Genomic DNA, 22151 nt, shown 5'->3' with positions numbered 1-22151 from the left:
CAACAAGGGCAACCTTTTAAAATACAATCATGTAAAATTATGTTATCCCCTTCATTAATTTTAGTGCATCTTTAAGGTTTTGTTTGCCTTGTGTGCTTAGTCCTTCGCCTAAGTCCCAGCCGAAGCCTCTTATTCTTAACACATAGGCTTTGGGTTGTTTATCGTAAACATCTTTGCATAAAGCCAAAATTGCTCCCGGGTCTAATGCGTGTGTTGTAAAAGTTATTTCACCGTTTAATTTGCACTCTTCAAAAACACAGCTATCTTTTAAGGTTTCGCTGTTAGCATCAACAAAAAGAATCTGTTCGGCCTTAGAAACTGTTTCGGCATCTTCAATGTTTAATTGATAGCGGTAATGAAGTTCTCCTTTAAATTTTGAGGTCTTTTCAATCTCATCAAGAAAAGCCCAACCCAAACCGTCATCTTGTCGGGCTGAGTTTCCTATTCCGAAAATCATTGTTTTTTTATGATTTAAATTTTTCATCAATTAATTTTCCTTCGTTGTCGAAAATAGAAAGTTGTAGCGGCATTTTTCCCATTGCATGGGTTGCACAACTTAAACAAGGGTCATAAGCCCTTATTGCAACCTCAACTTGATTTAGCATACCTTCGGTAATTTCTTTTTGCTTGTCAATTACATTTTGGGCAACCCAACCTACAGCTTTGTTCATCGGGTCATTATTATGAGTTGTTGAAACAATTAAATTACATTTTGTGATTTTTCCTTGTTTATCAACTTTATAGTGGTGCATTAAGGTTCCTCGAGGTGCTTCAATAACCCCAACACCTTCGCTTCTTCTGATTCCTTCTCGTACTAACTCATCCCCCATAATATCTTCGTCGTGAAGCAATTCTTTCATTTTTTCTGCCGAGTGTAAAATCTCAATTAAACGTGCATAATGTGTGTGCATTGTCATATTGTTCGGTTTTCCTTTTGTGTATTCCGTAAATTCTTTTCTTTCTTTTTCTGCAAGAGGAGTATCAATAGACTTACAAACATTCATTCTGGCTAACGGCCCGACTCTGTTCCAACCGTTTTTTCTGCCGAGATGTTTAATATAAGGAAATTTCATATACGACCACCTTTCAACATCTTCATTAAAATATTTATGATATTGGAAATCGGGAACATCATTTAATGTAATATTTCCGGTGCTGTCAATTGCTCTTAATTTTCCGTCGTATAAATCTAATGCTCCTGAGCCGTCTTTTGAAACTAAGCCGAGATGCCCCGAAGGATATGCTGCAAAAGTATCTAAAAATGCGGCATGTTCTTTATGATAACCTTTCATAAAATCAATAACTTCCAAAGACCATTCAATCATTGTATCAATACTCGGAACATCTTTTCCGTTAAGAAAATAGTCAATTTCGCTTTTGTGAAGGTTTTTGTGAACACCTCCGGGAACGGCGGCAATACCGTGAATTTTTTTACCTGCAATTGCTTTAATCATTTCTTGACCGAATTTTCGCATTAAAATTCCTTTTTTTGCCAATTCGGGATGTTCTTGTGCAACTCCGACAACATTTCTAATTGTAGGATCAGCATCTACACCGAAAAGCAAATCAGGGGCAGCTAAATAAAAGAAGTGCAAAGCATGGGATTGGAATACTTGTCCGTAGTGCAATAATTTTCTGATTTTTGAGGCTGTAGGAGATAAATCTTCGGGGTCAATTCCTACAATTTGATCTATTGCTTTTGCCGCTGCCAAATGATGACTTACCGGACAAATTCCGCAAAGCCTTTGAACAATAACCGGAGCTTGCCAATAGGGATGACCTTGAATAAATTTTTCAAAACCTCTGAATTCAACTATATGAAATTTAGAATCTTTTACGTTTCCGTTATCATCAAGTTGTATAGTTACTTTTCCGTGTCCTTCGACTCTGGTAACAGGTTCTATTACTATTTTTTTGCCCATTCTTTCTTCAGTTAAAAAATTAAAAGTAAAACTTTATATAACTTTTGTTAAGTTAGTCGTATTTAAATTCTTTGTATGCAACTTTTTCTCCTGCCCCGAACAGAATATTTTTAACGACTTTCCAGATATGTTCAGCATTTGGCGGACAGCCCGGAATGAAATAATCTATTTTTATAATATCTTTTGTTGAATAAACTTTATTGAGCAATTTTGGAAGATCTTCATGGTACGGAATAATATTTTCGTTATTCTCACTTGAAATTGAATTTAAATATGCTTCTTCTAAACAATCTTTGAGCGGTAATGTATTTCTCATTGCTGGCATTCCTCCCCAAACGGCACATTCTCCGAGAGCAACAATTACTTTACATTTTTTTCTGAACTCTTTTAATACTTCAAAGTTTTCAGAGTTTGCAACGCCGCCTTCAATAATTCCGATATCACATTCTTTTGTGAAATTTTTAATGTCTGTTAGGGGGGATTTATTGAATTCAACAAGTTCAAAAATATCCAGTATTCCTAAATCAATATCAAGCAATGACATATGACATCCGAAACAACCGGCTAATGAGGTTGTTGCAACTATTTTTTTCTTTCCGTCTTTCGGAATTTTAATGTCAAGTTCCTTACCTTCAATCCATTTAATGTTTTTATCATCGTCAAATTTTCTGTCTCCGAATGGTTTTGCAATTGTTTTTCCTTTTGCAATAATTGCTCCTACCGGACAAAGGTTTGCTGCTCTTAAAACTTCCTCGTCTGTTAACTCTTTTTCTTTTTCATAATCAATTCCGACCAGCATGTTGTGTCCTCTGTTTTGAAAATAGAATACATTATCGCCTTTTGATGTTTTAACCTCGTGAACACAGCGTTTGCATAAAATACATCTGTTATGTTCCATAAAAATTCGGTCTGATTTAAAATCTCTCGGTCTTTCTTCAAAAAGATGGGGAAAGCGCGTGTATGCAACACCCATTTCATAACCTTTTCTTTGAAGTTCGCAATCACCGCTTTTTGCACATGCCGGACAATAGTGGTTTCCTTCTGCAAAAAGCATTTCAATAATTGCTTTTCTGTTATCTAAAACGTCGGGAGTATTAACTTCAACATTCATTCCGTCGAATACTTTTCGGGTGCAGGCCGTATCGGGTTTTCCGTTAATATTAACCGTGCAAACTCTGCATGTTCCGAGCGGCGGATAAATTTCTTTAAAATGGCAAAGTGTGGGTATATAGAACCCGCTGTTCTTTGCAGCCTCTATAAGAGATTGTCCTTCAACTGCCTGGAATTCTTTGCCGTCTATTTTTATGTTTACTATTCTTTGTTCCATTTTAGTTATTTTTTACAGTATCGTAATAATCGTTTAACGCAGCCGAAAGATCAAATTCTTTATGCTTCAAAGCTTTCTTCTTAAATAAATCGGGAAACTTTTCAATGGCATCTGTTATAAAATTAGTTGAGGTTTTTCCCAGTCCGCACCTGCTGGTATCTTTTAAAACTTTACTCCAGCCTTTAATTTCCTCAATTTCTTCCATTGTTGCATCATTGTTTTTTATTCTTTCTAAGCGTTTTCCTATTAAATAGTTTCCGGCTCTGCACGGAGTACAAAGTCCGCAAGATTCAGCAATAAAGAAGTTAGAAAAATTAGTGAGAATATCAAAAATGTCAACTTTTGAATTAAATATCATAACCGAACCTCCGCAAATTAAATCTTCTCCTGAAATCTTTCTTTTAAAATCTTTTTTTGTAAGAACGGTTCCCGAGGGTCCGCTGAATTGAATGTAGTTTGTATCTTTTGCTTCGCAAAGGTCGAGCATTTCTTGAATCGTCATTCCCCATTCGATTTCATAGATTCCGGGTTTATTACAGTCTCCTGAAATTGAAAGTAATTTTGTTCCTTTTGTTTTTGCTGTTCCTTTTGAACTGTAAAAGACACTTCCGTATTCCATTATTCGTGCGGCAACACAGAATGTTTCAACATTATTTACAACTGTAGGTTTTTCTAAGTAACCTTTTTCAACAGGGAAATAAACTTTTGTTCTGGGGCCTCCTCTGTGTCCTTCTAATGATTCTATTAAAGCTGTTTCTTCTCCGCAAACATACGCTCCGGCACCTTGCATAATACTTAGGTCAAAATCAAAATTTTTTCCGAGTATGTTTTCTCCTAATAATCCTATTTTGTAGAAACGATTTATGGTATTCTCCAGTTTTTTTCTTAAATACCTATATTCCGCTCTTAAATAAATAATACCTTTTGAGGCACCGACTGCATAGGCTCCGGTAATCATTCCTTCAATTAACAAGCCCGGCAACTGATTTATTAACACCCTGTCTTTAAATGTTCCGGGTTCTCCTTCGTCGGCATTGCAAATAACATATTTTTGAAGTCCGTGAGATTGTTTTGCAAACTCCCACTTTAGACCTGTCGGGAAAAAAGCTCCGCCTCTGCCGGATAACCCTGACTCTTTAATTTCTTCAATTACTTCTTCCGGTCTTTTTTTTATCAGCTTCATTACAGCTTCGCCTTCATTGTAATCTCGGAAAAGAACGGCTTCTCCTTTATCATTTTTGTAGATGATACGGTCTTTGGGAGTGTCTTCTATTTCATCAAGATTGCCGCCTTTTTTAAGCCGGCCTATTATTTCTTTTACTTTTTTAGGGGTAAGATTAATAACCGGTTTGAAGTTTATTAATGCTGCGGGTTCTTGGTCGCTTAAGCCGATACAGGCCGTTTCAAACAGGCTGAAAGTACCGGTTGCATCTGTTGTTCCGAAGCTTGTTTCGGTTTCTTTTTCAAAAGCTTCTTTTATTTTATGAAACCCTTTTAACTCAGAAATCATACTGTTGTTTAAATAAATAGTATATTTTCCTGTCGGTTTTCTTTTAAAAAAGTGGTAAAATGAAATTACGCCTTCTATTTCAATCCAAGATATACCAAGTTCTTGTGATAATTTTTTAATATCTGAAGTGCTGATATACCCGTTTTGTTTTTGAAAGTCCCACAGATAATTTAAAAGTTGCGTTCTTTCGTTTCTTATTTCTGTCAGATTCATAAAATTCATTTTTTATAGTTTTCAATGATAAAGTTATGAAAACTACAAAGTCTTTTCAATGATATTTATCATACAGAGGTACTAGTCGCGTCGGCAGAGCGTATTGTCCTAGCAACTAGAAGGACACCCTTGTCGGTGTGTTTTTTAACATTATCTGAAAGTGTTTTTGTAAGTTGCAGAGAAGTGAATTGCTTTGCTGTTATAATACAAGAGCCGGCATATTGTTGTATGTCAGGGGTTTCCCAAAAAACGGGTTGGTTTTATTTTTTGTAAAAGCGTGTTCTCTAAAATGTTAAGCAGATTTATTGTCAAAAATAAAGCATTATATTATTAACATTGCATCTCCGTACGTTCCGAATTTATACCCTTCTTTGATTGCAACTTTATATGCCTTCATTATATTTTTATATCCTCCGAACGCTGATGCCGACATTAACGGAATTGATTTCGGCAAATGAAAGTTTGTAATCATAGCATCTGCTAAAAGGAAATCGTAAGGGGGGAAAACAAATTTATTTGTCCATCCGCTGTAGGGTTTCAGTAAGCCGGTTACAGTAACGGCACTTTCTAACGTTCTGATAACCGTTGTTCCGACGGCACAAATTTTATGTTTATTACTTTTGGCATAATTAACAATATTTGCAGTATCTTGGATAACTTCAATTTGTTCGTTATCCATTTTGTGTTTTGTTAAATCTTCAACATTTATGGTTCTGAAATTTCCCAAGCCGACATGTAAAGTAATAGAGATTGTTTTTATTCCTTTTATTTCAAACTTTTTTAGCAGAATTTTGCTGAAATGGAGCCCTGCGGTAGGAGCAGCAACAGCACCTTCTTCTTTTGCAAAGATTGTTTGGTACCTTTCACTGTCCTCCGGCTCTGTGGGTCTGCCGACAAAGGAAGGCAAAGGGGTTTCTCCGAGGTTTGTAAGCGTTTCTTTAAACTCGTCATAATCACCGTCATATAAAAAACGAAGAGTCCGACCTCTTGAAGTTGTATTGTCAATAACTTCTGCGACTAATGTTTCCGAATCGCCGAAATATAGTTTATTTCCTATTCTTATTTTTCTTGCCGGGCTTACTAAAACATCCCACAAACGCTGCTTTCTGTTAAGTTCTCTCAAAAGAAAAACTTCTATTTTTGCTCCTGTTTTTTCTTTTATACCTTTTAAGCGTGCCGGAAAAACTCTTGTATTATTAAAAACAAATAAGTCGTTCGTATTAAAATAATTTATAACGTCCTTAAAGATTTTATGTTCAATCTTTCCGCTTTTTTTGTGTAATACCAATAAACGAGAATCATCCCTGTTTTCTGCCGGATATTGGGCAATTAATTCTTTCGGTAAGTCGTATATAAATTGTGATAATTTCATATAAATATAATATATATAATAGAAAAGACCCGCAAAGTTACAATAATTTTTGAAACTCATCAACTGTTATTGCATCTTCAACAAAATATTCTCCTATTTTTGTTCTTTTTAGCATTGTTAAATGTGCTCCGTTATTAAGTTTTCTCCCTATATCTCTTGCTATTGCCCTTATATAGGTTCCTTTGCTGCAATTAATTCTTAATTCAATATTTGGAAGATTTATTTTAATTATTTCAATATTATAGATTTCAATATCTGCCGGTTTTAATTCAACTTTAATACCCTTTCGAGCACTGTCATAAGCTCTTTTACCGTTTATCCATTTAGCGGAATAAGAAGAGGGTATTTGTTTTTGTTTTCCTTTAAAGCTTAAAATAACACCTTCTATTTTTTCGTTTGTTAATTCATTTATTGAAAAAGTTTCATCGACCTCCGTTTCTAAATCAAAAGAAGGAGTTGTCGCTCCGAGTTTAATTGTTGTCAAATATTCTTTTGGGGCATCTTGGTGTATTTGTAATTCTTTTGTTTTTTTTCCTGTCCCTACAATTAATAATCCGGTTGCTAAAGGGTCTAGAGTTCCGGCATGTCCGACTTTTATTTTTTTTATGTTGAAGCGGTATTTTAACGAACTCCTGATTTTATTTACTATATCAAAAGATGTCCAGTCTTTATACTTATCAATTAATATTAACTTACCGTTTTGAAAATCAGTTAATTCTGAAGACATAAAAGATTATTTTACTTTATATAAAAAACAAAGCATACGATATTGCAAGAATTCCTATAATCAAGCAATATACAGCAAAATAACTTAGTTTGCTGCGTTTAACAATTGATATCATCCAGCTGCATGCTAATAAACCGGCAATAAATGCAGAAACGAAGCCTATGCCTAGACTTGTAAATTGTGAATTTTCAAATTGTATTCCTCCTCCGAGAATATCTTTTGCAACTTTTCCGAGAATTAACGGAACAACCATTAAAAAAGAAAATCGTGCAGCTTTTTCTCTGTCAACTCCAAGCAAAACAGAAGTAGATATCGTTGCTCCCGATCGAGAAATGCCCGGCAACATCGCAATTGCTTGCGAAACTCCGATTATTAAAGCACCTAAAAAGGAAACTTTTTTTTCGGTTGTTTTTGCTTTATCTGCTAAAATCAACAACAGGGCAGTAATCAGCAACATAAATCCGACCATCATAATGCGTCCGGAAAAAAGAGATTCTAACTGTTCTTCAAAGAAGTAACCGATTATTGCAGCCGGGATCATTGAAACAATTATCTTAACCGAAAAAATAAACTCTTCATTTACTTTAAGTTGAAATAGTCCTTTAATTATTTCAAAAACTTCTTTTCTGAAAACAACAAGGGTGCTTAATGCTGTTGCAAAATGCAAAACTACGGTAAAAATTAAACTCTCTTGGGGTAAAGAATTGTCGCCGAATATTACTTTTGCTATTTCAAGATGTCCGCTGCTGCTGACAGGCAAAAACTCGGTTAACCCCTGAATAAGTCCCAAAACAAGGGCTTCTATCCAATCCATTTATTTGTTTTAATACCGTTATTAAAAAATAATGATTTTGAAGATGAATTATTCTTCTGTTTCCTTAGGCTTTTTCATTATTGCATAAATTTCAAATACAAAGCCGAAAAGAATTATTATCGGAGCTAGGGTTACCCGCCTGAAACTGAACAGTTCTTTTTCATTGAAAATGTTCGGGTCATCTGTTCCGCCGCCTATCATTAACAGAAAACCAGCAATTATTATTACGAAACCGAAGGCAAGTAAATAATAGTTTTGCTTTCCCAAAGCAAAGCCTGATTTTTGTGAACTATCTTTCATAAAATATGATATTAATTGTCTGTTTTTTGCAAATATAATACAAATTATACAACTGAAATACTTTTAAAATATTATTTAAGGCTGCAAAAATTCTTATCCGTTTTTGAATTTTGATAAAATCAAGCAATCCAGAACATGTACAGGGTGCTTCGTGCAAGAAATTGCAACCTGAAATGAGATCCGAAAGTTTAGTATTCAAAATGCAAATCATCAGTTTTTAAGTTAAGATATTTACTTACGGCAAACCTTCCGGAAATTCCGGTAATAATTATTCCGAAAACAAAAATAAACACAACAATTTCTATTAAACCTTCAAAACTAATTATGTTTTCAAAGTTTTCTTGCAAAACCAGTATTAACATTACCAAAACCAACGATGATAGTGCAGCACTTAAAATTCCCGAAATTATACTTTTAATAATAAACGGTTTTCTTATATAACTTTTTGTTGCACCTACTAATTGTGCGGTTCTTATTAATAATCGTTTTGAAAAAATAGACAGGCGAATTGTGTTATTAATTAAACTCACGGCAATCATTAACAGAAATGCAGTAATAATAATGCCGACAATACTCATTTTTCTGACGTTATCATTTATAAACGAAATTAAAGAGGGTTGATAGTAAATGTCTTTTATAAAACTAAACCGTTTCAACTTGTTTTTAATATTTAAAATACTGTCTTCGGAAGTATATTCAGGGTATAGTTTTACCTCAATTGAGTTTGGCAAAGAATTATATCCCAGAACTTTTGTAAAGTCTTTTCCCAGCTCCTCTTTCATAATAAGTGCAGCTTTTTCTTTTGAAACAAATTCTGCAGAAACAGAATATTCAGCAATTTGAAGAGCATTTTCTAACCTTTGTATCTCGGCAGGTTTTGTGTTGTGTTCAATAAATACGGTAAAGCCGATATTTTTTTTTGCATAATCTGACAATTTTTTTGCATTAAAAAGCATTAAGGCAACAACTCCTATCATAAGTAACACCATGGTAATACTTACAATTGAGAGAAAATGTGCTCCTCGTACTCTCCAAACCGAATTATTATTTTGTTTTGCAGCCATAAAAAGACAATCTATTTTTTGTAAAAATATTAAATATTTTTTAGTATTTACCGTTACGAAAGTAATTTATGAAACTTTTAGTATTTTTGCATAAAATTAAACAAAAGATATGTACAGAAAGCAAAACATTTTATCAAATATCCCCCAAGCAGTAAAAGGACTGTTAATAATTAATGTCGCAGTTTTTGCTGTTTCTTTTTTAATTGAATCGTCAAGTAATGTTATTGTAGCTCGCGAAATTGGGCTGTATTTTTTTAAATCCGAACTGTTCAAACCATACCAGGTTATTACACATATGTTTATGCACGGCGGATTAATGCATTTGGTTTTTAATATGTATGCCTTGTGGTTATTCGGACAAGTTATAGAACGTGTTTGGGGGGCAAAAAAGTTTTTGATTTATTTTTTTGTTACAGGTTTGGGTGCAGCAGTACTTCATTCTTTAGTGCAGTACTTTCAGTACCAAGCATTAGTTTCCGGAGTTTCTCCGGAAGGCTTAGATATGTTCAGTCAAATAAATCTAAGAACGGCAGAAAGTATTATGTTTGTTCCTACCGTCGGGGCCTCAGGTGCTGTGTTCGGAATTTTATTGGCTTTCGGCATGTTATTTCCGAATGTTGAATTGCAACTGATGTTTGTTCCGATTCCTATAAAAGCAAAGTTTTTTGTAATCGGTTACGGTGCTCTTGAATTGCTTTTGGGCATTAACAATGCAGAGGGGGACAACATTGCACACTTTGCACACCTCGGAGGTATGTTGTTCGGTTTTATTCTTATTAAGATTTGGGGCAAGGGCAAAGGGCCGAAAAGTAATTTTTACACACCGTATTAAATTTAAGTATGATTAACAAAAAGAATGAAATATTAGAAACTTTTAAAAGAGGTTCAATGTTGATTAAGTTAATTTATATTAACGTAGCAGCATTTGTCCTGTTTTTTATTGTCTTCCTTTTTTTACCCGATGATGCAAAATCATACCTAAGTGTCCCCGGTTCTTTTGAAGAACTTATTTATCAACCTTGGACATTGATTACATATATGTTTCTGCATGACGGATTTATGCATATATTAATGAATATGTTGTGGCTGTTCTGGTTCGGAAAAATGTTTTTAAAATACTTTAATGAAAAGCAGATGCTTGCCGTTTATCTTCTCGGAGGTTTAGCCGGTGCACTTTTACACCTGGGAATAAATTATCTTTTAAAAGATACAAGTGTGGGAATTATAGGTGCTTCTGCTGCAGTTATGTCAATAGTTTTTGCAGTTGTTGCTTATAAACCAGACTATATTATGCATTTATTGTTTTTAGGTCCTGTTAAAATAAAGTATATTGCAATAGTTGCATTTATTCTTGATTTAATGGGTTTAGCCGGAAATTTAAAAACCGGAGGAAGTGCTTCCGACGGCATCGCCCATATTGCCCACATGGGAGGGTCAGTTTACGGTCTTTGGTTTGGTTATGCCATCAGAAACGGAAAAGATATTACACGCTCTTTTAACAACTTTTTGAACTCAATTTTTTCGTGGTTTACAACCGGGAAAACAGAGCGTAAAAGATCTAAAATGAGGGCAACAAGAGGATTAAAATACAGGAAACCCAAATCAGATTGGGATTATAATTCTTCAAAAAAAGGAAACCAAGAAGAAGTTGACAGAATATTAGATAAAATTAAAGATAAAGGATATAACAGTCTTACAAAAAAAGAAAAAGATTTTTTATTTAAACAAAAACACTAATAAAATAAAACAACAAACACCAAAAAACCAAAATGAAAAATAACTTTTATGAAAACGTGTTCAACGTAACACGCAAAATTCCTTTCGGAAAAATTACCAGCTATGGCACTATTGCAAGATTTTTAGGTTCGGCACAATCCGCCAGAATGGTCGGGTGGGCTTTAAACAAATCAGAATTACATATTCCCCCTGTTCCTGCACACAGAGTTGTTAACAGAAACGGTTTGCTGACAGGAAAAAAACATTTTGCAAACATGGACACTATGAAGGAATTGTTAGAAAACGAAGGAATTAAAGTTGAAAACAACAGAATTGTTGACTTTGAAAAACACTTTTGGCAACCAGAATAGCGTTTTATAATGCTTTTTAATCCAAAAGAAAAATTTATTTTACAAAAGCCTTGTTTAGAATCAATCTAAATTCATATATTTGCACTTTATTTTTATTAAGATTTATTAAGCACAAGACAATGAAGTACAGTATTGAAGAGGTTCTGACGGTTCTTTCCGAAATTAAAGACCCCGAAACAGGTAAAGATTTAATAAGTTTAAATGCTATTAACTCGTTAGTTTCAGAAGATAATAAAATATCATTTTCTGTTGATTTGCCAAAAAGTAATCCGTTTACGAAATCAATAGAGTCGGCTTGTATCAAGCTTATCAACAAAAAACTTTCAAAAGATATTTCTGTAAATATTAAGTCTGTTCCGAAAATTAAAGTTCAAAAGATTTCTGCCGGAAGAACGGACGAACAAAAAGTGTTACCCGGAGTTAAAAATATCCTTGCTGTTGCATCCGGAAAAGGCGGTGTAGGAAAATCAACGGTTTCGGTTAATCTTGCAATTGCTTTAGCAAAAAGCGGAGCAAAAGTTGGTTTGTTGGATGCAGATGTTTACGGGCCGTCAATTCCTAAAATGTTGGGTGTTGAAGGTGCTCACCCCGAAGTAAAAAAAATAAACGGCAAAGATGTTATAATTCCTATTGAGGGACACGGCATTAAAATGTTGTCAATCGGCTTTTTTGTTAAACCCGAAGATGCTTTAATATGGAGAGGTGCAATGGCTACAAGTGCCATAAATCAATTTGTTAAAGATACAGACTGGGGTGATTTAGACTATTTTATAATGGATCTACCTCCGGGAACGGGAGATATCCATTTAACAATTGTGCAGGCAATGCCCGTTACCGCAGCCATAATTGTCAGCACACCGCAACAAGTTGCACTGGCAGATGCACTCAGAGGTGTTAGTATGTTTAAAGCAGAAAAAATAGAGGTTCCTGTTATCGGTTTCATTGAAAATATGTCTTGGTTTACTCCGGAAGAACTTCCGAACAACAAATATTATATTTTCGGAAAAGACGGATTAAAAGATTTAGCTGAACGAATGGAAATTCCTTTGCTCGGACAAATTCCGTTGGTGCAAAGTATAAGAGAGTCGGGAGATGAAGGAAAGCCGGTATCTCTTGATGAAAATTCCGTTACAGGAAAAGCATTTACCGAATTAGCGAAAAAAGTAGCAGAAAAAATTGAAGAACGAAACTCAAAATTAGATCCGACAAAAAAAGTTGAAATAGACCCTAATGCGGGTTGTTCAACATAAAATATTCATTCTGACAACCCAAAAAATGAGTGATTCTGAAAAAAAACAATATATAATAAGAATAAACGAAGTTCTTGAACTTGTAAGGCCATACCTGAATGCAGACGGAGGAGATATTGAATTTGTTGATTTTCTTGATGATTTAACCGTTAATGTTCGCTTAATCGGAGCTTGCGGAACATGCCCGATGAGTGTTCAAACATTAAAATTCGGTGTTGAAAATGCTTTAAAAAATGCAATTCCGGAAATTAAAGAAGTTGTTGCCGTATAAATTCTAAAAATATTTTCTATATCTTTGGTAAAAATTTATGCTGATGGAAAAGGAAGAGAAATTTATGGCAGAAGCAATTAAGCTGTCAATAGAAAGTGTTAAAAACGGAGGCGGGCCTTTCGGTGCGATTATTGTAAAAAATGGTAAAATTATAGCTAAAGCAAGTAATAAGGTTACTGAAAACAATGACCCGACCGCACATGCAGAAGTTTCTGTAATAAGATTAGCTGCCGATAAATTAAATACATTTAATTTGTCCGGTTGTGAAATTTATACATCTTGTGAGCCTTGTCCTATGTGTTTCGGTGCAATTTACTGGGCAAGGCTTGATAAATTATATTTTGCAAACACAAAAAAAGACGCAAAAGATATCGGTTTTGATGATTCTTTTATATATGAAGAAATTGCTTTGCCGTTCGAAAAAAGAAAAATCCCTAACATTCAAATATCAAGAGAAGAAGCTTTAAAGGCGTTTAAAGACTGGGAAAGAAAAGAAGATAAAACTGAATATTAATTTGACAACGAGAAAATATAAAGAAAAAAAAAATTGTCGGCTGTTTTTTAATGCACGTTTAGGAATTATCATTAGTTGTAATTTCCGTAAAGTTATTTTGCTTTAAAAAACTTGCAAATTTCATATCTGTATCAAGAATATGGTGGATTAACCAATTTTTAAGGTATTCGGAAATATTATATGCAAGTTCTTTTTTTGAAGATGTTGTGTCTCCCAGGCAATCTGCAATCTTCTTTTTAAATTGTTCATGCTTTTTTATGTGTGAAATATAATCTTCACCTTGATAATTGTATTTTTTAAATAATTTTTCCTCTGTACTGAAATGAAATATTGTATATATTTTTAAATCCATTATAACTTCGTTCAGAGAATTAATATTATTGTTTATTACTAAATCTTTATATAACTGATTTATCATTTCTACTAATTTTTTGTGTTGAGAATCAATTTTTTCAACTCCTGTTTCATATTCTCTTTCCCAGTTAAAGTACATATTAGTGTTTTTATTTGTGATATTTGACAAACATACAATAATTTTACACTAAATGCATAGCTTGTTTATTTATTTGTATAAATATGGCATTTATCGTATGTGCCTGACTATACCTTGTTGTGTTCTGTTTTATTCTTAGCGTCTGAAAATCCCTTTCTTTAAATTGCCAAAACCGTCAAAAGCAAAGCGATTTGAAAAGACTATTGTTAAAACAACATTTAATACCGCTGAAGAAAATATTGTAATTAACAGCATAATCTGATACTTTACCGCAACATTTGGGTTGCTTCCTCCCAAAATTTGCCCTGTCATCATACCCGGCAAAGAAATTAAACCCATAATTGCCGTTGTTGCAATTATGGGATTAAATGCGGTTTTTAGAGCATTGCGCATAAAAGGTAAAAGAGCTTCTTTTTTGGTTGCTCCGTTTGCCAAGTACCAACGATATAAATTTTCCTCTTCATCAATTCTTTTATAATAGGCATCAAGAGCAATAATTACATTTCTAATTGTGTTTCCGAGTAGCATTCCCGTAACCGGAATAAAATAACGAGCATCAAAAACATTGTCTATTTTTACGACAAAGCCTAAAAAATACGTATCTGTCACAGCAATACTTATAATACCGGATAATAAAACCGGAATAAAAAACAATCTAAATTTTAAACCGCTCCTTTGGATAATTGTATATGTAGCTATTATTGACATAACAATTACCCAACTGACATTAATTAGGGCGTTATTCAGTTCAAAAATATATTCTAGATATAAACCTACAAGCAAAAGCTGAACAGTCATTCTTGCTGTTGCAATTATTGTATCTTTTACCAGTCCGGTTTTGTAATACCAAAGAGCAAGCACCGGAATAAGCATCAATGCATAACCGGTAAAAAGCTCAAAATAATTTATATCAATAACCTTTTCCATTTCAATCTCAATTAATCCCAAATATTACAACTCAATCACTTTACCGGAATTTTTAATCCAATAATCATCATGAGTTGCCGCTATTACAGTTATCTCTTTTTTGTTTAGAATAAAATCTGTTACTTTCCTTTTTATTTTATCATCTAATGCCGATGTCGGTTCATCAATAAGCAGCAAAGGCTTTTTTAACAACAAGCAACTTGCAAGAATAATTCGTTGTTTTTGTCCTCCTGAAATTTCTTTAATTTTTTTTGTTAGTAGTTCTTCTTGCAAATCAAATTCATTAAAGATGTCTAAAATTTCTTTTCCTGAAGGTTTTTTTTCTTTGTTTAACAGAAACTCAAAAGGTGCATATAGAAGTTCTTCTGCTGTTTTTAAATTCAAAAATGTATCTTGCGGAAGCCACGCAATATGCTTTCTAATTTCAGAAATATTTTCAGGTTTTAAAGAAATTCCTTTAATTTTTATTTCGCCCTCAAAATATGGAATAAAGCCTGCAAGTAAATTTAATAAAGTGGTTTTTCCCTTTCCTGATTTGCCGGTAACAGCAATCTTTTCTCCTTTATTAACATTTAGCGAAAAATGTTTAAAAACAATTTCATTCTTAAAATTAATATTCAAATCACTTATGCTTATCATAAATCAGACTTTTCAACAAAGAAAAAGATTTAATTTAAAAAGACAGCAAAACAAAGATTAAAAAAAAACAAATAATACCTTGCATGCATAAGATTTTATTTGTAAATTTGCAATGCATGCATAATATTGTTTTATGAACTTAAAAGATACAATAGACTTTCACATCAAAGGAACATGGCACTCCCTCACAAAGATGTACAACCGAATAGCTTCTCAGCACGACACCTCTCAAACAGTTGCATATATACTTGTAAACATTGACAGAGAAGGCACTCCGGCAACTCAAATAGCTGCAAGGCTCGGAATGGAACCGACAAGTTTAAGCCGAGTATTAAAGAAAATGGAAGACCAAGACTTTATACGAAAAGAAGTAGACCTGCATGATAAAAGAATTATGAAGATATTTCTTACAAATTGCGGAATTGAAAAAAGAAAGTTTGTAAAAAAAATACTGATTGATTTTAACAAAAAAGTTTTTGAAAACGTTTCAAAAAATGACTTGAAGATATTTTATAAGGTTATAGATACAATTAACAATATAGCTTATCAGGAAAACCCTGCAAATATTAAACAAAACAAATCAAATATCTAAATACTAATATTTATACATCATGGCAAGAAGAATTAAAAAAGTGGCAGTGCTCGGTTCCGGAGTAATGGGTTCCGGTATCGCTTGTCATCTTGCGAATATCGGTCTCGAAGTATTACTAATCGACATCGTTCCTCGTGAATTGACAGATGCTGAAAAAGCTAAAGGTCTGACACTTGAAACCAAAGCAGTGCGAAACCGCATTGTTAACGATGCATTAAAAGCATCGTTAAAATCAAAACCCACACCAATTTACAGACAAGAATTTGCAAAACGTATTACCACGGGTAATTTTGATGACGATTTAAAAGACATCTCAAATTGCGACTGGGTAATTGAAGTTGTAATTGAAAGACTGGACATCAAGCAACAAGTTTTTGCAAATGTAGAGAAATATCGAAAAAAAGGAACGTTGATTACAACAAATACTTCCGGTATTTCTATTGAACAAATGCTCGAAGGGCGAAGCGAAGATTTTCAAAAACATTTCTGCGGAACACATTTCTTTAATCCGCCGAGGTATTTAAAACTTTTTGAAATCATACCGTCAACAAAAACAGATCCTGAAGTAATTGAATTTTTAGGCGATTATGCTCGCAGATTCCTGGGAAAAACAACTGTTCATGCAAAAGATACACCGGCATTTATTGCTAACCGTATCGGAACATTCTCAATCATGTATCTTTTCAATAATGTGAAAAACTACGGTTTAAATATTACTGAAATGGATAAACTTACAGGAACTATCATCGGTCGTGCAAAATCAGCAACCTTCAGAACGGCTGATATTGTTGGTTTAGACACTTTGGTTCATGTTGCAAACGGTATAAAAGACAGTACAAAGGATGAAGGAAACGAGTTTTTCCAAATTCCGGATTATGTTGAGAAAATGCTGAAAGAAGGTTGGCTCGGTTCAAAATCTAAAAAAGGTTTTTCAACAAAAGTGATGGTTGACGGTAAAAAAACATTTCCGACTCTCGATTTTGAGACAATGGAATATACCGTTGATGCACGACCTAAATTTAAAGTTTTTGAAAAAACAAAAGGCGTGGAAGATATAGGAAAACGTGTAAAAATTTTCATGGCTGACAAAGACAAAGTAGGAGAATTCATGCGAGACAGTTTTTATGCTCTGTTTTGGTATTCATCAAATCGTATTCCCGAAATTACCGATGCATTGTATAAAATTGATGATGCTCTTAATGCCGGTTTCGGTTGGAAACTCGGGCCATTTAAAACTTGGGATGCAGTCGGCGTTGAAGAAACCGTAAAAGCAATGGAAGAAATCGGCAGAAAACCTGCAAAATGGGTTTATGACATGCTTGACAGCGGTGCAAAATCGTTCTACAAAGTTGAAGGCGGACAAAAATTATATTATGATATTCCGTCTAAATCATACAAAGTAATTCCGGGTAGTGAAGATCTGATTTCACTCGATATTTTACGAGAAACAAATGTTGTTTATACAAACGAAGAAGCAACTGTTTTTGATATAGGTGACGGCGTTCTTAATGTTGAATTTCATTCTAAAATGAATGTAATAGGCGGCGGAACTCTACAAGCATTAAACAAAGCAATTGATTTAGCAGAAGCTGATTATAAAGCCGTAGTTATTTCAAACGAAGCCGATCATTTTTCAGCCGGAGCAAATGTCGGTATGATATTTATGATGGCTGTGGAGCAAGAATGGGACGAACTAAATTATTCCGTTCAAATGTTCCAAAATACAATGATGCGTTTGCGTTATTCATCAATTCCGGTCATTGCCTGTCCGCACGGTATGGCACTCGGCGGCGGGTGCGAACTTTCCATGCACTCTGACAAAGTAATTGCTCACGCAGAAACTTACATGGGACTTGTTGAATTTGGAGTAGGCGTTATCCCCGGCGGTGGCGGAACAAAAGAATTTGCCCTTCGTCTCGGAGATGAAATAAAAGAAGGAGATATTCGGAACAATGCATATCTTAACCGCTACCTGACTATCGGACAAGCAAAAGTTTCAACATCAGCTTACGAAGCATTTGATTTAGGTTACTTACGTGAAGGAATCGATGAAGTTATTGTCAGCGATATTGATCAACTTCCTTATGCTAAAAAAGTTGCATTGCAAATGGTAGAAAAAGGATATACGCAACCTGCACCAAGAACAAATGTAAAAGTTCTCGGAAAAGAAGTACACGGAATGTATCTCGTAGGAGCAGACAGTTTTACCGTAGGCGGTTACATGTCTGAACACGACAAATTAATTGCTGAAAAACTCGGCTATGTTATGGCAGGAGGTGATATTTCTCAACCCATGACTGAAGTTACGGAAAAATATTTGTTAGAACTTGAACGAAAAGCATTTATTGAGCTATGTATGCAAAAGAAAACGCTTGAAAGAATGCAAAGTTTGATAACTAAAGGTAAAATTTTACGGAATTAAATATAAGACAATAGATTTTAGACAATAGAAATTAAGGAGACTTCAAAAACTAATCATCTAAAAGTCTTAAATCTAGATATAAGTAAAATCTCACTATCAAAAGATAAAATATGCATAATTTAAAAGAACTAAATATTTGGAAAAAAGGAATTAATTTGGCTGTTACAATTTACAAAGCAACTGATAAGTTTCCGACTGAAGAGAAATATGGTTTAACTTCTCAAATGAGAAGATCGTCTGTTTCTGTTCCTTCAAACATTGCAGAAGGAGCCGGAAGAAACTCAGATAAAGAATTTAATCATTTTCTCGGAATTTCAAATGGTTCTTCCTATGAATTGCAAACACAGGTTATTATAGCTTCAAAATTGGATTATTTTGATAAAGAAACTTCTGATAGTCTATTAGAAAATATAGATGAAATCCAGAAGATGAGCAGAGGTTTACAAAACAAATTAAAAAGTAATCATTAATGTTATTAGATACAATAGACAGTTCAAAATCTAATGTCTAAAATCTAATATCTAAAATCTAAATAATATGGAAGCATATATAGTTGGCGGATACAGGTCGGCAATAGGTAAAGCACCACGAGGCAAGTTTAAATTTACTCGCCCCGATGATATCGCAGTAGCCGTTGTCAGACATTTAATGAACGATTTTCCGCAAATAGAAAAATCAAGAATTGACGATATAGTTGTCGGAAATGCATTCCCCGAAGCTGAAAGCGGTTTAAATATGGGCAGAATGATTTCTATCATGAGCATGGACTCAATTGAAGTTCCCGGCTCAACAATTAACAGATATTGTGCATCAGGTTTAGAATCAATTGCTATTGCTACTGCAAAAATAAGAGCAGGAATGGCAGATATGATTATAGCCGGAGGTGCTGAAACAATGTCTCAAATTGCAATGGGCGGTTGGCGATCTCTACCGAACCCGACAGTTGCAAAAACACACCCTGATTATTGGCACGGAATGGGCTTAACGGCAGAAGCTGTTGTTAAAGAATATAATATAACTCGTGAACAACAAGATGAATTTGCTTTAAATTCTCATGTTAAAGCTTTAAATGCTCAAGCAGACGGTAAATTCGACAGTCAAATTGTGCCGATTGAAATTACGGATGATTATTTTGCAGACGGTAAAAAGCAAACACGTAAATATATTGTTGATAAAGACGAAGGCCCCCGAAAATCCAACATTGACGGTTTAGCAAGGTTAAAGGGTGTTTTTCAACAAGGCGGAACAGTTACAGCAGGTAATTCTTCGCAAATGTCAGACGGAGCAGCTTTTGTATTGGTCGTTTCTGAAAAAATTGTGAAAGAATATAATCTTACACCGATTGCTCGATTAGTTGACTATCAAGTTGCCGGTGTTGAACCTTACAAAATGGGTATCGGGCCGATTGCAGCAATTCCGAAGGTATTGAAACATGCCGGAATGAAAATGGCTGACATTGAGCAATTCGAACTTAATGAAGCTTTTGCATCTCAATCACTTGCAGTTTTAAAAGAATTGAAAATGAATTCTGACATTGTAAATGTAAACGGCGGAGCAATAGCAATGGGACATCCACTTGGCGCAACCGGAGCAAAACTTACCGTACAACTTCTTAACGAAATGAAATTAAGAAAACAAAAATACGGTATGGTAACAATGTGCATCGGAACAGGACAAGGTGGTGCCGGAATATTTGAATTATTATAAATGAGACAATAGATTATAGATATCAGACAAAAGAAGATTAAAATCTAATGTCTATAATCTAATGTCTAAAATCTAAATAAAATGGATAAAAAAACATTAAAAGGCGGTGAATTTCTGGTAAAAGAAACATCCTTTGAAGATATATTCATCCCCGAAGAATTTAACGAAGAACAGAATATGATGGCAGAAACTTGCCATGATTTTCTTAGAACTAAAATATTGCCGAAAGTAGATGATCTCGACAAACATGATCGTGAGCTTTTAACAAAACTTTTAAAAGATGCCGGCGAGCTTGGCTTGTTAGGTGTTTCTGTTCCGGAAGAATACGAAGGTTTCGGACAGAATACGGTTACATCAATGAGAGTTGTTGAAGCAATGGGCGGAGGTTTTTCTTACGTTGTCGCATTTTCTGCACATACAGGTATCGGAACTTTACCTATACTCTACTACGGTAATGAAGACCAAAAAAAGAAATATTTACCGAAACTTGCAAGCGGCGAATTAATCGGTGCTTATTGTTTAACAGAAGCAGAAGCCGGTTCCGACCCGAATTCAGGAACATCAAAAGCTATATTGAGTGATGACGGCAAATATTACACATTAAACGGTGTAAAAATTTGGATTACCAATGGCGGAATAGCAGATATTCACATTGTATTTGCGAAAATAGGTGATGATAAAAACTTATCTGCATTTATTGTTGAAAGTAAATGGGACGGCGTAACAATTGGTGCTGAAGAAGAAAAAATGGGTATCAGAGGTTCTTCTACCGTTCAAGTTTATTATGAAAATGTTAAGATTCCTGTTGAGAATTTATTAGGAGACAGAGACGGCGGTTTCAAAATCGCATTAAATATTTTGAATCTTGGTCGTTTAAAACTTGGCGGCGCATGTATCGGTGCTGCAAAAGCTGTTCTTACAAGTTCAGTAGGTTATGCAAACGAAAGAAAGCAATTTAAAACACAAATTGCTCAATTCGGTGCAATTAAACACAAATTAGCTGAAATGGCAATCAGAACATTTGCAGCTGAATCTCTTATTTACAGAGCAACTCAAAATGTTGATGATGCTATAAATGCTTATGTTGCAGAAGGAATGGATAAAGGGAAAGCTTCCTTAGAAGGTCTTCGACAATATGCAATTGAAGCTTCAATCGGTAAAGTTTACGGTTCAGAAGTTTTGGATTATGTTGTAGATGAAGGTGTTCAAATATACGGAGGAATGGGATATTCTGCCGAAACTGATGTTGAAAGAGCATATCGTGATGCACGTATAAACAGAATTTTTGAAGGTACCAACGAGATTAACCGAATGGTTATGGTCGGTGAATTGCTTAAAAGAGCATTCAAAGGTGAAATTGACATTTTAGGCCCTGCAATGGAAGTCGGAAAAGAACTGATGGGAATTCCTGATTTTGGTGAAACAACGCAAGATTATTTTGAGTTGAAAAAAGGAGCCGTTAAGAATTTCAAAAAAGCAATTTTAATGGTTGCAGGAGCAGCAGCTCAGAAATTTCAAGACAAGTTACAAGATGAGCAAGAATTATTATTTGCAGCAGCCGATATGTTAATGTTGACCTATGCAGCAGAATCCTTTATGTTACGTGTTGAGAAAATACAAAATATGAAAGGCGAAGATAAAGCAGAACTTTATAAAACTATGCTTGATGTCTATATTTATGACACAGCAGCAGCCATTAAGAAGTTCGGGGATGATGCATTAAACTCATTTGCCGAAGGAAATGAAAAAATGGGAATGTTAATGGGAATGAAACGTTTTACAAAAGTTGACGGTGTTAATGTAATCGGTGCAAGACGTAAAATTGCAGATAAAATTATTGATGCTAATAAATATCCTTTTTAGATTCTTAATGCAATGTCGTTTAGTTAATAATCTGTCATAACCTTTTGTAATTCATAGAATAAGGTTTCTTTTGCCGATGTTTTCGAATGTTTTTCCGATTAGGTCTTACAAGCTCCCGGGTGTTGTAAACAATTTTG

The 22151-nt window shown here is 34.3% G+C and carries 23 protein-coding genes; 11 read left to right on the top strand and 12 right to left on the bottom strand.

All coding sequences use genetic code 11. The features are described 5' to 3' along the window. Positions 1-37: 37 nt before the first annotated feature. The 9 genes from L3J35_11065 to L3J35_11025 form a co-directional block, all read right to left on the bottom strand. Positions 38-484: a hydrogenase maturation protease gene (locus L3J35_11065; protein MCF6366730.1), complete on the bottom strand. Its 447-nt coding sequence runs from the start codon at positions 482-484 to the stop codon at positions 38-40. Beyond that, a complete protein-coding gene (locus L3J35_11060; GenBank protein ID MCF6366729.1) occupies positions 465-1922 on the bottom strand; it encodes a Ni/Fe hydrogenase subunit alpha in 1458 nt (485 codons plus the stop codon). The genes L3J35_11065 and L3J35_11060 overlap by 20 nt, the downstream gene beginning before the upstream one ends. Positions 1923-1974: 52 nt before the next feature. Continuing rightward, positions 1975-3249 (bottom strand): 2Fe-2S iron-sulfur cluster-binding protein, encoded by a 1275-nt coding sequence (locus tag L3J35_11055; GenBank protein ID MCF6366728.1) that lies wholly within the window; start codon positions 3247-3249, stop codon positions 1975-1977. A gap of 1 nt (position 3250) precedes the next feature. Continuing rightward, positions 3251-4972, bottom strand: a complete 1722-nt coding sequence (locus tag L3J35_11050) for an NAD(P)H-dependent oxidoreductase subunit E (GenBank protein MCF6366727.1) — start codon at positions 4970-4972, stop codon at positions 3251-3253. Positions 4973-5294: 322 nt separating this feature from the next. Beyond that, on the bottom strand, positions 5295-6344 hold the full coding sequence (gene queA, locus L3J35_11045; protein ID MCF6366726.1) for a tRNA preQ1(34) S-adenosylmethionine ribosyltransferase-isomerase QueA: 1050 nt from the start codon (positions 6342-6344) through the stop codon (positions 5295-5297). 37 nt (positions 6345-6381) lie between these two features. Continuing rightward, complete coding sequence (gene truB / locus L3J35_11040; GenBank protein ID MCF6366725.1) at positions 6382-7071, bottom strand: tRNA pseudouridine(55) synthase TruB; 690 nt, start codon at positions 7069-7071, stop codon at positions 6382-6384. Positions 7072-7087: 16 nt separating this feature from the next. Further along, on the bottom strand, positions 7088-7885 hold the full coding sequence (locus L3J35_11035) for an undecaprenyl-diphosphate phosphatase (protein MCF6366724.1): 798 nt from the start codon (positions 7883-7885) through the stop codon (positions 7088-7090). Positions 7886-7933: 48 nt separating this feature from the next. Further along, positions 7934-8185 carry a DUF3098 domain-containing protein gene (locus tag L3J35_11030; protein ID MCF6366723.1) on the bottom strand — a complete coding sequence of 84 codons (252 nt, stop codon included), beginning with the start codon at positions 8183-8185 and terminating at the stop codon, positions 7934-7936. Between the two features lie 188 nt (positions 8186-8373). Then, the gene (locus tag L3J35_11025) at positions 8374-9249 is read right to left on the bottom strand and encodes a permease-like cell division protein FtsX (GenBank protein ID MCF6366722.1); all 876 of its coding nucleotides are present in this window, start codon (positions 9247-9249) and stop codon (positions 8374-8376) included. Positions 9250-9358: 109 nt separating this feature from the next. Here L3J35_11025 and L3J35_11020 point away from each other — a divergent pair, with 109 nt between their 5' ends. The 6 genes from L3J35_11020 to L3J35_10995 all read left to right on the top strand — a co-directional run bounded on the left by L3J35_11020 (position 9359) and on the right by L3J35_10995 (position 13371). After that, a complete protein-coding gene (locus L3J35_11020) occupies positions 9359-10081 on the top strand; it encodes a rhomboid family intramembrane serine protease (protein MCF6366721.1) in 723 nt (240 codons plus the stop codon). 8 nt (positions 10082-10089) lie between these two features. Then, positions 10090-10986 carry a rhomboid family intramembrane serine protease gene (locus L3J35_11015; GenBank protein ID MCF6366720.1) on the top strand — a complete coding sequence of 299 codons (897 nt, stop codon included), beginning with the start codon at positions 10090-10092 and terminating at the stop codon, positions 10984-10986. 32 nt (positions 10987-11018) lie between these two features. Next, complete coding sequence (locus L3J35_11010) at positions 11019-11336, top strand: MGMT family protein (protein ID MCF6366719.1); 318 nt, start codon at positions 11019-11021, stop codon at positions 11334-11336. Positions 11337-11455: 119 nt separating this feature from the next. Next, on the top strand, positions 11456-12586 hold the full coding sequence (locus tag L3J35_11005; GenBank protein MCF6366718.1) for an Mrp/NBP35 family ATP-binding protein: 1131 nt from the start codon (positions 11456-11458) through the stop codon (positions 12584-12586). Positions 12587-12611: 25 nt separating this feature from the next. Then, positions 12612-12857, top strand: coding sequence for a NifU family protein (locus tag L3J35_11000; protein ID MCF6366717.1), 246 nt, complete (start codon positions 12612-12614; stop codon positions 12855-12857). Positions 12858-12900: 43 nt separating this feature from the next. After that, positions 12901-13371 (top strand): nucleoside deaminase, encoded by a 471-nt coding sequence (locus L3J35_10995; protein ID MCF6366716.1) that lies wholly within the window; start codon positions 12901-12903, stop codon positions 13369-13371. 58 nt (positions 13372-13429) lie between these two features. Here the strand turns inward: L3J35_10995 and L3J35_10990 are convergent, their stop codons facing one another. The 3 genes from L3J35_10990 to L3J35_10980 form a co-directional block, all read right to left on the bottom strand. After that, a complete protein-coding gene (locus L3J35_10990; protein ID MCF6366715.1) occupies positions 13430-13864 on the bottom strand; it encodes a bacteriohemerythrin in 435 nt (144 codons plus the stop codon). Between the two features lie 135 nt (positions 13865-13999). After that, positions 14000-14791, bottom strand: a complete 792-nt coding sequence (locus tag L3J35_10985) for an ABC transporter permease (GenBank protein MCF6366714.1) — start codon at positions 14789-14791, stop codon at positions 14000-14002. Between the two features lie 24 nt (positions 14792-14815). Next, on the bottom strand, positions 14816-15430 hold the full coding sequence (locus L3J35_10980) for an ATP-binding cassette domain-containing protein (protein MCF6366713.1): 615 nt from the start codon (positions 15428-15430) through the stop codon (positions 14816-14818). 133 nt (positions 15431-15563) lie between these two features. Between L3J35_10980 and L3J35_10975 the strand changes: the two genes are divergently transcribed. The 5 genes from L3J35_10975 (at position 15564) to L3J35_10955 (ending at position 22014) form a co-directional block, all read left to right on the top strand. Continuing rightward, positions 15564-16022 carry a MarR family winged helix-turn-helix transcriptional regulator gene (locus L3J35_10975; GenBank protein MCF6366712.1) on the top strand — a complete coding sequence of 153 codons (459 nt, stop codon included), beginning with the start codon at positions 15564-15566 and terminating at the stop codon, positions 16020-16022. A gap of 19 nt (positions 16023-16041) precedes the next feature. Further along, on the top strand, positions 16042-18444 hold the full coding sequence (locus tag L3J35_10970; protein ID MCF6366711.1) for a 3-hydroxyacyl-CoA dehydrogenase/enoyl-CoA hydratase family protein: 2403 nt from the start codon (positions 16042-16044) through the stop codon (positions 18442-18444). Between the two features lie 110 nt (positions 18445-18554). Then, positions 18555-18914 (top strand): four helix bundle protein, encoded by a 360-nt coding sequence (locus L3J35_10965; protein MCF6366710.1) that lies wholly within the window; start codon positions 18555-18557, stop codon positions 18912-18914. A gap of 67 nt (positions 18915-18981) precedes the next feature. After that, positions 18982-20151 (top strand): acetyl-CoA C-acyltransferase, encoded by a 1170-nt coding sequence (locus tag L3J35_10960; protein MCF6366709.1) that lies wholly within the window; start codon positions 18982-18984, stop codon positions 20149-20151. Positions 20152-20232: 81 nt separating this feature from the next. Continuing rightward, complete coding sequence (locus L3J35_10955; protein ID MCF6366708.1) at positions 20233-22014, top strand: acyl-CoA dehydrogenase family protein; 1782 nt, start codon at positions 20233-20235, stop codon at positions 22012-22014. Positions 22015-22151: the final 137 nt, after the last annotated feature.

Source organism: Bacteroidales bacterium (assembly GCA_021648725.1).
Taxonomy (GTDB): domain Bacteria; phylum Bacteroidota; class Bacteroidia; order Bacteroidales; family JAADGE01; genus JAADGE01.
Note: the sequence above shows the minus strand (reverse complement) of the source record. Positions and strands in the feature narration are given on the sequence as shown.